This window comes from Variovorax sp. NFACC27 (assembly GCF_048301545.1).
Classification (GTDB): Bacteria; Pseudomonadota; Gammaproteobacteria; order Burkholderiales; family Burkholderiaceae_C; genus Variovorax; species Variovorax gossypii.
The window spans coordinates 8220962-8235804 of record NZ_CP157613.1 but is presented as its reverse complement, the minus strand read 5'-3'; the positions used below and the strand labels follow the sequence as shown (position 1 = coordinate 8235804).

General features: G+C 68.7%; 17 protein-coding genes. 7 read left to right on the top strand and 10 right to left on the bottom strand.

The genetic code is table 11. The features are described from left to right. The first annotated feature begins 62 nt into the window (after positions 1–62). Positions 63–1064 carry a type I glyceraldehyde-3-phosphate dehydrogenase gene (gap, locus tag ABL840_RS38685; RefSeq protein ID WP_093300265.1) on the top strand — a complete coding sequence of 334 codons (1002 nt, stop codon included), beginning with the start codon at positions 63–65 and terminating at the stop codon, positions 1062–1064. Positions 1065–1140: 76 nt separating this feature from the next. Here the strand turns inward: gap and ABL840_RS38680 are convergent, their stop codons facing one another. The 3 genes from ABL840_RS38680 to ABL840_RS38670 form a co-directional block, all read right to left on the bottom strand. Further along, positions 1141–1728 carry a hypothetical protein gene (locus ABL840_RS38680; protein ID WP_093300264.1) on the bottom strand — a complete coding sequence of 196 codons (588 nt, stop codon included), beginning with the start codon at positions 1726–1728 and terminating at the stop codon, positions 1141–1143. A 25-nt stretch (positions 1729–1753) separates the two neighbouring features. Continuing rightward, positions 1754–2347, bottom strand: coding sequence for a hypothetical protein (locus ABL840_RS38675; protein ID WP_093300263.1), 594 nt, complete (start codon positions 2345–2347; stop codon positions 1754–1756). Positions 2348–2499: 152 nt separating this feature from the next. Next, positions 2500–2808, bottom strand: a complete 309-nt coding sequence (locus tag ABL840_RS38670; protein WP_093300262.1) for a putative quinol monooxygenase — start codon at positions 2806–2808, stop codon at positions 2500–2502. Positions 2809–2925: 117 nt separating this feature from the next. Between ABL840_RS38670 and ABL840_RS38665 the strand changes: the two genes are divergently transcribed. Beyond that, positions 2926–4254, top strand: coding sequence for an Nramp family divalent metal transporter (locus tag ABL840_RS38665; RefSeq protein WP_093300261.1), 1329 nt, complete (start codon positions 2926–2928; stop codon positions 4252–4254). Between the two features lie 3 nt (positions 4255–4257). Here the strand turns inward: ABL840_RS38665 and ABL840_RS38660 are convergent, their stop codons facing one another. The 3 genes from ABL840_RS38660 to ABL840_RS38650 form a co-directional block, all read right to left on the bottom strand. Next, positions 4258–4599, bottom strand: a complete 342-nt coding sequence (locus ABL840_RS38660) for a protealysin inhibitor emfourin (protein ID WP_093300260.1) — start codon at positions 4597–4599, stop codon at positions 4258–4260. Continuing rightward, complete coding sequence (locus tag ABL840_RS38655; RefSeq protein ID WP_093300259.1) at positions 4596–5672, bottom strand: M4 family metallopeptidase; 1077 nt, start codon at positions 5670–5672, stop codon at positions 4596–4598. Before ABL840_RS38655 ends, ABL840_RS38660 begins: the two co-directional genes overlap by 4 nt. 89 nt (positions 5673–5761) lie before the next feature. Next, entirely contained in the window at positions 5762–6691 is a 930-nt protein-coding gene (locus ABL840_RS38650) for a LysR family transcriptional regulator (protein WP_093300258.1), read from the bottom strand. A gap of 122 nt (positions 6692–6813) precedes the next feature. Between ABL840_RS38650 and ABL840_RS38645 the strand changes: the two genes are divergently transcribed. From ABL840_RS38645 to ABL840_RS38635, 3 genes are all read left to right on the top strand, one after another. Continuing rightward, positions 6814–7905, top strand: a complete 1092-nt coding sequence (locus tag ABL840_RS38645) for a tartrate dehydrogenase (protein ID WP_093300257.1) — start codon at positions 6814–6816, stop codon at positions 7903–7905. An 83-nt stretch (positions 7906–7988) separates the two neighbouring features. Next, on the top strand, positions 7989–9002 hold the full coding sequence (locus ABL840_RS38640; RefSeq protein WP_093300256.1) for a Bug family tripartite tricarboxylate transporter substrate binding protein: 1014 nt from the start codon (positions 7989–7991) through the stop codon (positions 9000–9002). Positions 9003–9133: 131 nt separating this feature from the next. Further along, positions 9134–9424: a YciI family protein gene (locus tag ABL840_RS38635; protein ID WP_093195879.1), complete on the top strand. Its 291-nt coding sequence runs from the start codon at positions 9134–9136 to the stop codon at positions 9422–9424. A gap of 4 nt (positions 9425–9428) precedes the next feature. Here the strand turns inward: ABL840_RS38635 and ABL840_RS38630 are convergent, their stop codons facing one another. Both ABL840_RS38630 and ABL840_RS38625 read right to left on the bottom strand, forming a co-directional pair. Next, a complete protein-coding gene (locus tag ABL840_RS38630) occupies positions 9429–10514 on the bottom strand; it encodes a pirin family protein (RefSeq protein WP_176947414.1) in 1086 nt (361 codons plus the stop codon). A gap of 169 nt (positions 10515–10683) precedes the next feature. Continuing rightward, the gene (locus ABL840_RS38625; RefSeq protein WP_093195881.1) at positions 10684–11100 is read right to left on the bottom strand and encodes a VOC family protein; all 417 of its coding nucleotides are present in this window, start codon (positions 11098–11100) and stop codon (positions 10684–10686) included. Between the two features lie 201 nt (positions 11101–11301). Between ABL840_RS38625 and ABL840_RS38620 the strand changes: the two genes are divergently transcribed. Then, the gene (locus ABL840_RS38620) at positions 11302–12885 is read left to right on the top strand and encodes a CYTH and CHAD domain-containing protein (protein ID WP_093300253.1); all 1584 of its coding nucleotides are present in this window, start codon (positions 11302–11304) and stop codon (positions 12883–12885) included. Between the two features lie 39 nt (positions 12886–12924). Here ABL840_RS38620 and ABL840_RS38615 read toward each other — a convergent pair whose 3' ends face one another. After that, positions 12925–13401, bottom strand: coding sequence for an FKBP-type peptidyl-prolyl cis-trans isomerase (locus ABL840_RS38615; protein ID WP_093300252.1), 477 nt, complete (start codon positions 13399–13401; stop codon positions 12925–12927). Positions 13402–13463: 62 nt separating this feature from the next. Next, the gene (locus ABL840_RS38610; protein ID WP_093300251.1) at positions 13464–14366 is read right to left on the bottom strand and encodes a LysR family transcriptional regulator; all 903 of its coding nucleotides are present in this window, start codon (positions 14364–14366) and stop codon (positions 13464–13466) included. Positions 14367–14452: 86 nt separating this feature from the next. Here ABL840_RS38610 and ABL840_RS38605 point away from each other — a divergent pair, with 86 nt between their 5' ends. Then, positions 14453–14839 carry a DoxX family protein gene (locus tag ABL840_RS38605; protein WP_093300250.1) on the top strand — a complete coding sequence of 129 codons (387 nt, stop codon included), beginning with the start codon at positions 14453–14455 and terminating at the stop codon, positions 14837–14839. Positions 14840–14843 lie beyond the last annotated feature (4 nt).

The window sequence follows — 14843 nt, the reverse complement described above, 5'->3', positions numbered from 1 at the left end:
GATCAATTCGATCTCTCGCCGGTTCACGACAAACAAGTTTTTCAACCTTAGGAGCAAGTCAGATGGCTATCAAACTCGGTATCAACGGCTTCGGCCGCATCGGTCGCAACGTGCTGCGCGCAGCGGTGCAGAACTTCAAGAACGACATCGAGATCGTTGCCATCAACGACCTGCTCGAGCCCGAATACCTGGCCTACATGCTCCAGTACGACTCGGTGCATGGCCGCTTCAAGGGCGAAGTCACGGTCGAAGGCAACACGCTGATCGTGAACGGCAAGAAGATCCGCCTGACGCAGGAACGCGACCCCGCGCAACTGAAGTGGAACGAAGTCGGCGCCGACATCGTGCTCGAGTCGACCGGCCTCTTCCTCACGAAGGAAACGGCGCAGAAGCACATCGACGCGGGCGCCAAGAAGGTGATCCTGTCGGCACCGTCGAAGGACGACACCCCCATGTTCGTCTACGGCGTGAACGACAAGAAGTACGCCGGCGAAGCCATCATCAGCAACGCCAGCTGCACCACCAACTGCCTGGCCCCGCTGGCCAAGGTGCTGAACGACAAGTGGGGCATCAAGCGCGGCCTGATGACCACCGTGCACGCCGCCACCGCCACGCAGAAGACCGTGGACGGCCCGAGCAACAAGGACTGGCGCGGCGGCCGCGGCATCCTGGAAAACATCATCCCGTCGTCGACGGGCGCGGCCAAGGCCGTGGGCGTGGTGATCCCCGAGCTCAACAAGAAGCTCACCGGCATGAGCTTCCGCGTGCCGACCTCCGACGTGTCGGTGGTCGACCTGACGGTCGAGCTGGTGAAGGAAGCCACGTACAAGGAAATCTGCGCCGAGATGAAGGCACAGAGCGAAGGCGCGCTCAAGGGCGTGCTGGGCTACACCGAAGACAAGGTCGTGGCCACCGACTTCCGCGGCGACCCGCGCACCTCGATCTTCGACGCCGAAGCCGGCATCGCGCTCGACGGCACCTTCGTGAAGCTCGTGAGCTGGTACGACAACGAGTGGGGCTATTCGAACAAGTGCCTCGAGATGGTCAAGGTCGTTTCGAAGTAAGACTTCGCGGCTTCAACGAAAAACGCGCCCTCGGGCGCGTTTTTTTATTGGGCTCCTTTTATCGGGCTCCTCACCGCTATCGCAGCTTCTCATTCCTGCGGATCTCGCTGCTCAGCTGCGACGTCAGCCGCGTCGCGGCCCTTCGCGCCGCCAGCCCGAAGTCGCCCTTGAATTCGCCGAACTCCGCCGTGCCGTTGCCCACCGCACGCACGCGCGTGACTTCGGCGCCCGCCGCATCGCTCACCACGCACGAGACCTCGGCCGTGAACGAGGTCGGCGGCCAGCTGATCCATGACGACGAGCTCGAATCGGTCTTGATGCGCGGCGAGAACACCAGCGACACGCCCGCCGCCTCGTTCGCCTTCGCGTCGCCGGCGGTGCGCAGCACGATCACGTCGCGGTACACGGCGCGCAGCGCGTCGCGGATCGACTTCTCCAGGTCGCGGTACGGGTAGTAGCTCACGCGGTCGCCGCTGCCGCCGGGCGTGACCACTTCGAGGTCGCGGTCCGCGTCGGTCATGACGTAGGCGACCTTCTTTGGAACGAGGTGCGCCTGCGAACGCGCCGGCGCGGTCTCGGTGATCATGGTGATCGGGTGCACGCAGCCGGCGAGCAGCGACAGGGCCGACAGCGCGATGGTCGCTGGACGAAAAAGGAACTGCATCGAAGCGCCTCCTGGCCTCTGGGGATCAGCGGCCGATGGCGGCCACGAACTGCGGATCGGCATACACCTGCCGCAGCAAGGCACGCACGAGGCGCGGATACGCGGCCTGCCCGGCGGGCACGGCGACGATGCTGGCGTAGCTCGAATCGAAGGCGGTCTCCGCGCGGTATGTCTTGCGCAGGCGCTGCGTGGTGTCGCGCGTGACGGTGATCTCGACTTCCATGCGACCGCTGCCGTTGATCACGCCCAGGTCGATCTCGTTGACCAGCACGCGCGCCGCGATGCGCGTGGGCGCCTTCGGGTCGTAGACGGAGATCTCGCCGAGGTCGCGCATCATCGCGTCCTGCAGGTACTGCGCGAAGCTGCCGCTGGGCGACAGCAGCCTGGCGCTGCGCAGGCGCACGGTGTTGACCTTCTCTTCGGCGTCGGTCGGCTGCGCCTTCGTGAGGGCCACCATGCCGGGGCGCGTGGCCTCCAGCTTGTCGAGGGTTTCGTAGTCGGCCGCGTAGGGCGGCGCCAGCAATGGCGCGCAGCCGGTGGCCAGGACGGCGGCTGCCAGCGCGCCGGGCAGGAACAGGCTGCGCAAGCGCCAGCCTTGCTGCGAACTAAAGATCGCCATGCCTTCGGTTCCCCTCTCTCCACGAGGCCCGCGATGCATGCATCGTGCATCGGTGGTGCGTGCTCCCGGCGCGACGGTAGCACGCATCGCGCCGCGCGCGAATGCATGAAGCCGCGAAACCGAAGGGTGCGCGACGAGCGCGAAGGCGAGCCTCAGATCGGCTCGAGCACGTGGATCAGCTTGCCCTCGGTGAATTCCTTCGTCTTCTCGCTGTGGGCCTTCATGTGCGGCGCGACCGCGTGCGCCTGCAGGTGCGCCAGCGTTTCCCACTTCTCGATTACGACGAAGGTGTCGGGGCCGAAGCTGGCCTTGGACGTGGGAATGCCCTGCGCGTCGACCGTGGCGCCGTACTCGATGCAGCCCTCCTCGGCCAGCACGGCCGCACGGTTGGCGGCGAAGGCTTCGAGCAGCTTGGCGCGCTGGCCCGGCTTGGCGGTGATGACGGCGACGACGTGGATCATTGAAAGGGTCTCCGGTTGAGTGAGTGGTGAATACGACGGTCGAATCTAAGAGATTTGGCGCGACCGTGCCGGTCAGGTCCGCGACAACGCCACGGCCTTGTCCCTATCATCGCCCGCATGTTCTTTCCGCTGCCCCGCACGGCCACCGCGCCCTTCTGTCCTTCCGAAGTCAAGGGCAGCGTGGCTGTCCCGCAGGACCTGCCCTTCTTCAAGAAACTGATGCGCTACGCGGGCCCGGGCCTGCTGGTGTCGGTCGGCTACATGGACCCGGGCAACTGGGCGACCGACATCGAGGCCGGCTCGCGCTTCGGCTACGGCCTGCTGTTCGTGGTGCTGCTCGCGAGCCTCGCCGCGATGCTGCTGCAGACGCTGTGCGTGCGGCTGGGCATCGTCGCGCGCAAGGACCTGGCCCGCGCCTGCCGCGAGCACTACTCGCCGCGCGTCAACCGCCTGCTGTGGCTGGGTGCCGAGCTGGCCATCGTGGCCTGCGACCTCGCCGAGGTGCTGGGCAGTGCGCTCGCCCTGCACCTGCTGTTCGGCGTGTCGATCCCGGTGGGCATCGCCATCACGGCCTTCGACACGCTGCTGGTGCTGGGCCTGCAGGGCGCGGGCTTCCGCCGCGTGGAGGCCATCGTGCTGGGGCTCGTGGGCACCATCGCGGCCTGCTTCGTCGTCGAGCTGGCGATGTCGCCGCCCAACTGGTTCGGCGTGGCGATGGGCTTCGGCCCGAGCCTGGAGCGGCTGCACCAGCCGGGCGCGCTGTACCTGGCCATCGGCATCGTCGGCGCGACGGTGATGCCGCACAACCTGTACCTGCATTCGTCCATCGTGCAGACGCGCCTGGTGGCCGACACCGAGCCCGCGCGCCGCGAGGCGGTGCGCTTCTGCACGCTCGACGCGGTGGTGTCGCTCTCGCTCGCGCTGCTGGTCAACGCGGCCATCATGGTGCTCGCGGCCAGCGCCTTCCACGCCACCGGCCACCGCGAGGTGACGGAGATCGACGATGCCTACCGGCTGCTGGAGCCCATCGTCGGCAGCGCGGTCGCGGCCACGCTGTTCGGCATCGCGTTGCTGGCCTCGGGGCAGAGCTCGACCTTCACCGGCACCATCGCGGGCCAGATCATCATGGAAGGCTTTCTCGACCTGAAGATCCCGTGCTGGCAGCGCAGGCTCATCACGCGCGCACTGGCGCTCGGGCCGGCATGGCTGGGCGTCTGGTGGTTCGGCGACGGCGGCGTGGGCAAGATGCTTGTGCTCAGCCAGGTGGTGCTGAGCTTCCAGCTGCCGTTCGCGATGTGGCCGCTGATCCGCTTCACGAGCAGCCGCGCGCTGATGGGCGACTTCGCCAACGGCGCGGTGGTGAAGTCGCTGGCGTGGCTGCTGTTCGGCGTGATCGGCGCGGCCAACGTGTGGCTGATCGCGTCGGTGGTCCTGGGCGGCGCCTAGGCCTCAGCGCTTGCCCGCTTCCTTCCACAGGTGCACCAGCGCCTCCGGCGCCTCGGCCTCGGGCACCTCGAAGCTCACGAAGATGTCCTGCTGCTCGCCGGCGCTGCGCACGAGCACCTCGACGCGATAGAAGCGCTGGTCGCCGCCCGACACCGTCGCGCCGGCCTGCTGCCCGGCGTGCGGCACGGCGCTCTGCAGCGCATCGCCGATCTGCTGGCGCAGCTCCTGCGTGCAGTCGCCGAGCTGGAAGCTGCGCGGCTGCGCGAGACCCGGCACGTAGGCCACGCCGCCCTCGCGCGTCACGCGCACGGTGGTCGCCTCGTTCAGCGGTGGCAGGCGGATCATGGCTCGATCACCCCCACGGCCTGCCAGGCGTCGGCCACCGCCTTGCGGACCGCGCTGCCGGCACCGAAGCGCTGCGACGCGACATCGACGCTGAGCGTCGCGAAGGCCTCGAAGTCGGCGTCCTGGCGCAGGCGCCTGTCGCGCAGCGTGTCGTACCAGACGCGTCCCGCGGTCTCCCATGCCGGCCCGCCGATGGCGACGGCCGCCAGATGGAAGGCGCGGTTCGGAATGCCCGAGTTGATGTGCACGCCGCCGTTGTCCTGCGAGGTGACGACGAAGTCTTTCATGTGCGCGGGCTGCGGGTCCTTGCCGATCACCGGGTCGTCGTAGGCGGTGCCGGGCTCGGCCATCGAACGCAGGGCCTTCGCCTTCACGCTGGACATGAAGAGCCCGGCGCCGATGAGCCAGTCGGCCTGCTGCGCGGTCTGCTTCAGCACGTGCTGCTTCACGAGCACGCCGAACACGTCGCAGATCGATTCGTTGAGCGCGCCGGGCTGCCCCTGGTAGACCAGCCCGGCCTCGTGATCGATCACGCCGTGCGTGAGCTCGTGGCCGATGATGTCCACCGCGATGGTGAAGCGGTTCATCACCTCGCCGTCACCGTCGCCGAACACCATCTGCGTGCCGTTCCAGAAGGCGTTGTCGTAGTCCTTGCCGTAGTGCACGCTGCCGGTCAGCGGCATGCTCGCGCCGTCGATGGAGTCGCGCTCGTACACGTCGTGGTACAGCCGCCAGGTCGCGCCCAGGTGGTCGTAGGCCTCGTCGGCCGCGATGTCGCCGGTGGCGGGCCTGCCTTCGGTGCGCACCAGCTTTCCGGGCAGCACGGTCTTGTGGCCCGCGTCGTAGATCGCGCGTTCCGGCGAGTTGGGCCGCGCCGCGCGCGGCGGCACGGCAGTCGCGCCCTGCACCACCGCCGGCGGCACGAACCCGCGCAGCGCGCGGTGCTCGCGGTCGATCGTCAGCGTGTTCACCGCGCGTTCGCTGAGGGGCGCGCTGGCGTTCTCGGCGAGCCGGCTCAGCAGGTAGGGCGGCACGAAGGCGGGCGGCAGGGTCTGCGGCGTGCGCGATGGCATGAAACGGCCTTTCGTCGAGGAGCGATCAGGAGCGATCGGTTCGAAAACACCGTAGCAGAAACACGGGCCCGCGCCTGTCGGATCGTGGCTCAAGCCTTGGGCGGCATGTCGTCTTTTCCGAGCGCGGCGGCCATGAAGTCGACGAAAGTTCGCACTCGCGCCGACAGCTGGTGGCGCTGCGGGTACACCGCGTAGATGTCGGCGTCGGGCGTGCGGTAGTTGGCCAGCACCTGCACCAGCCGGCCGCTGCGCAGGTAGCGCGCGATGTCCCACTCGGCGCGCATCAGGATGCCGTGGCCGTCGAGTGCCCAGTTGACCGCGATCTCGCCGTCGTTGGTGCTGAGCATGCCGCGCGTCTTCACTGCCTCGGTGCGCTGCGCCGTGCCGCGCCCGCTGCTCAGCCGCCAGATGCCGTAGCCCTCGTCGCCCTGGCGGATGCCTATGCAGCGGTGACGCGTGAGGTCGTTGGGCACCTTGGGCTGCCCCGCGCGCGCGAGGTAGGCGGGCGAGGCGCACAGCAGGCGGCGGTTCGACGCGATGCGCCGCGCGATCACGCGGGCCTCGGGCGGCGCGCCGAAGCGGATGCAGACGTCGAATGCGTCGTCGGTCAGCGGCGGCGGGTTGACCGAGAGCTGCAGCTGCACTTCGACCTGCGGATGCCTGCGCGCGAACTTCGAGATCAGCGGCGCCACGTGGCTGCGCCCGAAGCCCAGCGTGGCGTTCACGCGCAGCAGCCCCTGCGGCTCGCCCTTCGCGCCGCCGAGCAGCTGCGCCATGTCGTCGATCTCGCCGAGGATGCGACGCGCGTGCGCCACGTAGAGCTCGCCCTCGGGCGTAAGGCTCATGCGCCGCGTGGTGCGGTTCACCAGCGTGACGCCCAGGCGGGCTTCCATCTGCGCGAGGCGCTTGCTCACGGCCGGCGTGCTGATGCCGAGCTCGCGCGCCCCTGCGCTCAGGCTGCCGCTGGCCGCGAGCGTGGAGAAGAAACCGAGGTCGGCGGGTTGGACCGGGGCTGCCATGGGTGATCCGATTGTTGAATTCAGGTTAACGATGGATTCACTTTCGGCGTGAATCGTTCGATGCGGTCGATCCTACAGTGGGAGCCCGACAGAGCACATACACACGAACGAGGACATCGACGATGAGCAGCTACAGCATTGCCACCATTCCCGGCGACGGCATCGGCAAGGAAGTGATCCCGGCAGGCCGCCAGGTGATGGAGGCGCTGGCCGCGGCCTCCGGCGGCGCGTTGAGCTTCAGCTTCGAGGACTTCGGCTGGGGCGGCGACTGGTACCGAGAGCACGGCGAGATGATGCCGGCCGACGGCCTCGACGCGCTGCGCAAGAAGGACGCCATTCTTTTCGGCTCCGCGGGCGACCCGCACATTCCGGACCACATCACGCTGTGGGGCCTGCGCCTGAAGATCTGCCAGGGCTTCGACCAGTACGCCAACGTGCGGCCCACTCGCATCCTGGCCGGCATCGACGCGCCGCTGAAGCGCTGCAGGGCGGAAGACCTGAACTGGGTGATCGTGCGCGAGAACTCCGAGGGCGAGTACGCCGGCGTCGGCGGCCGCGTGCACCAAGGCCATCCGATCGAGGCCGCCACCGACGTGAGCATGATGACCCGCGCGGGCGTCGAGCGCATCATGCGATTCGCCTTCGGGCTGGCCCGCTCGCGGCCGCGCAAGCTGCTCACCGTGGTCACCAAGAGCAACGCGCAGCGCCACGCGATGGTGATGTGGGACGAGATCGCGCTGCAGGTCTCGAAGGAGTTCCCCGACGTGAGCTGGGACAAGGAGCTCGTCGACGCCTGCACCGCCCGCATGGTCAACCGGCCGGCCTCGCTCGACACCATCGTCGCCACCAACCTGCACGCCGACATCTTGAGCGACCTCGCGGCCGCGCTCGCGGGCAGCCTGGGCATCGCGCCCACCGGCAACATCGACCCGGAGCGGCGCTATCCGTCGATGTTCGAGCCGATCCACGGCTCGGCCTTCGACATCATGGGCAAGGGGCTCGCCAACCCGGTGGGCACCTTCTGGTCGGTGGTGATGCTGCTCGAGCACCTGGGCGAAGCCGAGGCGGCGCGCCGCGTGATGGCCGCGGTGGAGCACGTCACGGCCAACCCCTCCCTGCACACGCGCGACCTCGGCGGCACCGCGACCACCGAGCAGGTGACGCGCGCGGTGTGCGCGCACATAGCGGCCGAGCCGCTGCGGCTGGCGGCCTGATCCGCCGCCCCGGGCGAACGAGCGATTCCACGGTATCCGCGCGCCTCGATGCGCGCACCACTACAACGAGCCGGAGACAAACCATGAACGCTTCATCGAACGCGCGCCGCCGGCGCACCATGCTGCACGCCGCAGTTCTCGCAACGGGGTTGGGCGCCACGGCCCTCGCCTTCGCGCAGCAGGCGCAGCCCACTCCAGGCTGGCCAGCGCGGCCCATCAGCCTCGTCGTGCCCTTCCCCGCCGGCGGCACCACCGACGTGCTGGCCCGCGCGCTGGCCGACAAGCTCTCGCAGTCGCTCGGCCAGCCGGTGGTGGTCGAAAGCAAGCCGGGCGCCGGCGCCACGCTGGGCGCCGACTACGTGGCCAAGGCCAAGCCCGACGGCTACACGCTGCTGATGGGCGCGGTGCATCACACCATCGCCACCAGCGTGTACAAGAAGCTGCCCTACGACTTCCAGAAGGACCTGGCGCCCATCACCGTCGTGGCCATGGTGCCGAACGTGCTGGTCATCAACGCCGCGAACACGCCCGCGAAAAACGTGGCCGAGCTGGTGGCGCTCGCCAAGGCCGCGCCCGAGAAGCTGGCCTACGGCTCCAACGGCAACGGTACCGCGCAGCACCTGATCGGCACGCAGTTCCAGGCGAGCACCGGCGCGAAGCTGCTGCACGTTCCCTACAAGGGCAGCGGGCCGCTCACCACCGACCTGCTCGGCGGTCAGGTGGCGATGTCCTTCGACACCATCACGCCGGTGCTGCAGCACATCAAGGGCGGCAAGCTGCGCGCGCTGGCCGTGACCACCGCGCGGCGCTCGTCGGTGCTGCCGGACGTGCCGACGCTGGACGAAGCGGGGCTCAAGGGTTTCGACATCGGCACCTGGTTCGGCGTGCTCGCACCGGCGGCCACGCCGAAGGAGATCGTCGCGCGCCTGAACGCCGAGATGGTGAAGATCATCCATTCGCCCGACTTCGCGCAGCGCATGCAGGCCATCGGCGCCGAGCCGCTGGGCGGCACCCAGGAAGAGATGGCGCGGCAGATCCGCGAGGAGACGGCGAAGTTCGCGAAGCTGGTGAAGGAAGGCGGCGTCGCGATCGAGTAAGTCGAGCAGGTCGAATAAGAAAGAAATACGCGTCCGGCGTGATACCGGTTACGACCGCGCACACCTGCGGTCGGCGAGTGCCCCGCCGAGGTCATAGGATCGGGGCTTCCGAATTCACCGCCGCCGCGCCCATGTTCATCGTCACCCTCACCTACATCCGCCCGCTCGAGGAAGTCGACGCGCTGATGGATGCGCACATGGTCTGGCTCAAGAAGCACTACGAAAGCGGCCTTTTCGTGGCTTCGGGCCGGCAGGTGCCGCGCCAGGGCGGCGTGATCCTCGCACGCTCGGGCGACCGCGAGGGCCTGGAGGCGGTGCTGGCGCGCGACCCCTTCGTGCAGGGCGGGGTGGCGCGCACCGAGGTCATCGAGTTCGTGCCGCGCATGACGGCGCCGAGCGTCGAGATCCTCAAGACCTTCTAGGGCCTCAGCTTCCGCCGGAGCCCGCCGGCACTTCCTCGCGCCCGCCGGGGTGCCGGGCGAAGCGCGGGGCGTCGTGGCCGTGCACCGGCGCCGGATCGTCCCAGGGCCAGCCGCCGAACTGCGTGCGGCGGTAGTCGGCCATGGTCTGGCCGATCTCGGCCTGCGTGTTCATCACGAAGGGGCCGTACTGCGCCACAGGCTCGGCGATCGGACGGCCCTGAAGCACCAGGAACTCGCCGGTCCCGGCCTCGCCGTTGACGATGTCGACCGCCTCGTTCGCACGCAGCTCGACGGCCGCCGGGCCCTCGACGCGTTCGCCGGCAATGCGGGCAACCGCTCCCTTGAAGAAGTACAGCATGCGCCGCGTGCCCTCGCCGGTGGCGGCGGGCAGCGTCCATTGGGCGCCGGGCGTCATCTTCAGCGTCCAGATCGCCACGTCGGCATCGGCCTGCGCGGCCCACGAGTCGGGCGGCGGCGCCAGCGGCTGGATCGGGGCCCTGCCGTTGACGGGGTCGTCGCCGAGCCGGCCCGCGATCACCGCGACTTCGGTGCGGCCGCCCTTGGCGTCGTCGGAGACGAAGCGCGGAATGGCCTCCGACCAGAACATCGTGAAGTGCGGCTCGGCCATCTTGTTCTTCGCCGGCAGGTTGAGCCAGATCTGGAACAGTTCCAGCGGGTTCGCCGCAGCGTCGTCGAGCAGCGGGAACATCTCCGAATGCACGATGCCCTTGCCGGCCGTGAGCCACTGCACGTCGCCGCCGCCGAAGCGCGCGGTCGCGCCCAGCGAGTCGGAATGGTCGACCAGGCCCTTGCGAACGATGGTCACGGTTTCGAAGCCGCGGTGCGGGTGCGAGGGAAAGCCCGGCACCGTGTCGCCGTGGTACATGCTCCAGCCGTCCTTGCGGCTGAAGTCCTGCCCGATCTGGCGGCCGGCCAGCGAGGCCTCGGGGCCCATGCGGCCGTTGGCCTTCGGGTAGGCGTCGTCGTGATAGACGCAGAAGAGGAACGGGTCGATCGTCTGCCACGGGAAGCCCAGGGGGGCGATCCGCACGATGGGGCTCTTGCTGACGCTGCTGTCGTTGTCGGTCATGTCGCTGCTGTTCCTTTCCAGGTGGGGCGCGGCCGATGATGCCGCGCCAGTGCCTGGAATATCGGGGCGGCGCCGCCTTGCGGTAGGTGCCTTCCGTGCAACGGTGAAGAGCGCGTATGGAACGATGGGCATCGATCGTTCTCCCCTTCGGCGGTCTGCCTGCCGCGCCTTACTGCTTCGGCATTTCGGCGTTCGGGTCCATGTAGACCAGCTCCCACAAGTGGCCGTCGAGGTCCTGGAAGCCGTGGCCGTACATGAAGCCGTAGTCCTTCGGCTCGGTCGGGGTGGTGCCGCCGGCGGCCTTGGCCTTGGCCACGAGCTCGTCGACCTCGGCGCGGCTCTCGCACGAGAGGCACAGCAGCACTTCGGTGCTCTTGGCGGTGTCGGTGATGCTCTTGGTGGTGAAGGTCTTGAAGAACTCCTCGACCAGCAGCATGACGTGGATGCTGTCCTTCTGGACGACCATGCACGCGGCATTGGCGTCGGTGAACTGCTCGTTGAAGGTGTAGCCCAGCGCGGCGAAGAACGCCTTGGTCTTGTCGAGGTTCTTGACGGGGAGGTTCACGAAGATCTGCTTGGTGGCCATGGTGTCGTCCTTTGGATGAAAAAGAGTGGATGTGGGTTGAGTCCGGTGTCCTGTTTCGCCATGTGTTGTGTACACCGTCCACAAAAGATATCAAAGAAAATGGACGGCGTCCACATCTTTTTTCGAACAAGCGAAATCCGACCCTCGGCAGCGTGGGGGCCGGCATTGCATGCGGTGAAAGGGAGCGGGCATCATGGCCTCATGGAAATCGAGTTCAAGTTCTGCATCCCCCCGAGCCGCCTGAAGGCGGTGGAAGCCGCCCTGAAGCGCGGCACCGTCGTGCGCACCCGCCTGCAGGCCCGCTATTTCGACACCGCCGACCAGCGCCTGGCCGCCGACGGCATGGTGCTGCGGCTGCGCAAGGAAGGGCGGCGCTGGGTGCAGACCGTGAAGGCCACCGGCGACAACGCCCTGCACCGGCTGGAGCACAACGTCGACCTCGGCACGACGGGGCCGACACCGCAGATCGATCCGCAGCGCCACCAGGGCACGCCCGTGGGCGAGCGGCTCGCGAAGCTGCTGGCCGAAGGCGGGAGCACGCCGCTGGTCGAACGGCAATCGACCGACATCGTGCGGCTCACGCGCGACCTGCGCGTCACCGGGCCCGGCGGCGCGGTGGTGGAAATGGCGCTCGATGTCGGCAAGGTCGTCGCGCATGCCGGCACGCCCGAGCAGCGCGAATCGCCGGTGTGCGAGCTCGAACTGGAGCTCAAGCGCGGCGACGTGCAGGGCCTGGTCTCGCTAGCGCGGCGCTGGTCGCAGCAGCATGGGCTGTGGTTCAGCACCGTATCGAAGGCCGAGCGCGGCGCGCGCCTGCTGGCGGCGCAGGAGACGGTGGAAGCCGTGAAGGCCGAGCCGCCGCGCTTCGCCGCCCGGCAGCCGGACGGTTTGGCCATCCGGCAGGCCGTGGTGGCGTCGTGCCTTGCGCAGATGCTGCCGAACGCGAGCGAGATCGCCGCGGGCAGCGCCGACGAGGAGCAGATCCACCAGCTGCGCATCGGCATCCGCCGGTTGCGGACGGCCCTGCGCGAGCTCGCGCCGCTCGACCCCGCCTCGGGCCTCGTCGAAGCCGCCGAATGGGAGCCCCCGCTCGTCGAAGCCTTCCGCGCGCTCGGCGCGTTGCGCGACCGCGAGCAGGTCGTGAAGCTGGCCCAGCCGCGCCTGCGCGAAGCCGGCGCGCCCGACTTCGACCCGCTGGCCGCAGACGATGCCGCCGCTGTCGACGCGCCTTCGCCCGGCGATATCGTGCGCGCGCCGGCCTTCCAGAACGTACTCGTCTCGCTGATCGGCTTCACCGCCGCGAAGCCGGCGGAACCAGCACCGGCACTCGCCGCTGAAGAAGGCCAGTCAGCCCCGCCAGCCCCCGCGCCCGTCGGCGCCAACGCCGCTCGCCGCCTGCTGCGCCAGCGGTTGCAGCACTTGCACAAGCAGGTACTGCGCGACGGCGAGCGCTTCGAATCGCTGGACACCGAAAGCCAGCACCGCGTGCGCAAGCGCCTCAAGCGCCTGCGCTACCTCGCCGAGTTCGTGGCACCGCTGTTCGACGAGAAAGAAGAAGGCGCCGCCAGCCGCTACCTGAAGGCCCTGCGTCCCGCGCAGGACGCACTCGGCGAATACAACGACGAGGCCGTCGCGCTCGCGCTGTACCGAGAGGCCACAGCGCGCGACGCACGCGCGTGGTTCGCCGTGGGATGGTTCACAGCGCGACATGCGGCCGGCGCGAAGGCCTGCCGCAAGGCGCTGGAAAAGATCGAGGACGCGCCGAGGTTCTGGAAGAAGAACTAGCCGTCGGCGGGCGGCAGCGAGAACGGGAGAGCCGATGCCTCAGTGATGATGCCCGTGCGCCCCATGAACATGTCGGTGCTCGATCTCCACCGGCTGCGCCGTGCGCACGTCCGTCACCTGCAGGCTGAACTTCAGCGCCTTGCCGGCCCACGGGTGGTTGCCGTCGAGCAGCACGACCGGGCCCTTGATCTTCATCACGGTGAAGACGTGCTCGCGGCCGTCGTCGAGGCGGCCCTGCAGCTGGCCGCCGACCTTCACGCCGGGAGGGAAGTCGGTCTTGGGGATGCTGCGAACCAGCGACTCGTCGCGCTGGCCGAAGGCGTCTTCGGGCGCGAGGTTCAGCACGGTCTGGTAGCCCTTTTCCTTGCCGTCGAGCGCTTCCTCGATCTTGGGCAGGGTGTTCTCGTATCCACCATGCAGGTAGGCCATCGGCTCGGGGCTCGCCTCGATGAGCTTGCCCTGGGCGTCCGAGACTTTGTACTTGATGGTGACGACGGTGTCTTTTGCGATTTTCATGGGGTCGCATTCTCAGCCGAAACCCGAAAGCACTGGCGGCCGGGCCTTTGCCGGCGGCCCGGCTACTTGAACGCGTCCATCTGGTCGAGCTTGCCCATCACCAGCCCGATGAAGGCCGACACCGCCAGCGGAAGGTGCTTGCGGCTCGGATAGACCACGTTGAGCCCCCGGCCCCTGTATTCGTATTGCGGCAGCACCCGCACCAGCAGGCCCGCCTGCTCGTCGCGCGTCGCCATCGCGGGCGGCAGCTGCGCGATGCCCAGCCCGGCCAGCGCCGCCTTGCGCAGCGCCTGCGCGGTGTTGCCGGTGAAGCGGCCGGTGACCTGCACCTCCTCATCCACGCCGTCGGGGCCGGTGAGCTGCCAGATGGCGTGGCCGGAGGGGCTCGAGGGCGTCACGCAGTCGTGATGGGCCAGGTCCTGCAGGCTGCGGGGCTCGCCGCGCCGTTCGATGTAGGCGGGGCTCGCCAGCAGGCCGCCGCTGCGGGTGATGAGCCGCCGGCCCACGTAGCCCGAGTCGCGCAGCACGCCGCCGCGGAAGGCCACGTCGATCTGTTCCGCGATCAGGTCGGCGGCCGCGTCGCTGAGCACGAAATCGAGCTTGACCAGCGGATGCTCGGCCAGGAAGCCGGCCACCCATTCCATCGGGAAGAAATCGAAGAAATCCGCCGGTGCGGCCACGCGCACGAGGCCGCTGGGCTCCTGGCCCCCGGCCGCCAGCGCCTGTCCGGCGGCAGCCAAGCCGTCGACCAGACCCGCGCACTGGTCGTGAAAGGCCTGCCCGGCGCTCGTCAGCGTGAGCTTGCGCGTGGATCGCTGCATGAGCCGGGTGCCGAGCTGCGACTCGAGCTGCTGGATGCGCCGGCTCACGGTGTTGGGCGGCAGGCCCAGCCTGCGGGCCGCCTCGGCGAAGCTGCCGTGACGGACCACCTGCACGAACATGGCGACGTCGTTCAGATCGAGCATGAGGGGTAATTCCTTCTATTTTTGGACGAGTGCAATCCGACTCTACCGCCTAGTCGATCAATGGGTGCGTGCCTAACCTTGTGGCCATGACTACTTCATCCCTTGCTTCTCCCACGCAGCGCCGCATCGTCTGGGGCGTCCGCATCCTGCTGGCGCTGGCTTTCGGCGCCGCGGGCGCGGCCAAGCTGGCCGGCGCGCAGCAGATGGTCCAGGTGTTCGACGCCATCGGCTTCGGCCAGTGGTTCCGCTACCTGACGGGCCTGGTCGAGGTTGGCGGCGCGCTGCTGCTGCTGGTGCCCGCGACCGGCTTCCTCGGCGGCCTGCTGCTGGCCGCGACCATGGTCTGCGCCGTGGCCACGCATCTGGTGCTGATCGGCGGCAATCCGGCGCCGGCGGTGGTGCTGGCGCTGCTGTCGGGCTTCGTTGCCTGGCGCCTGCGGCCTCTGCCCCGAGCCGCCGTCACGGCGGCCTGACCTG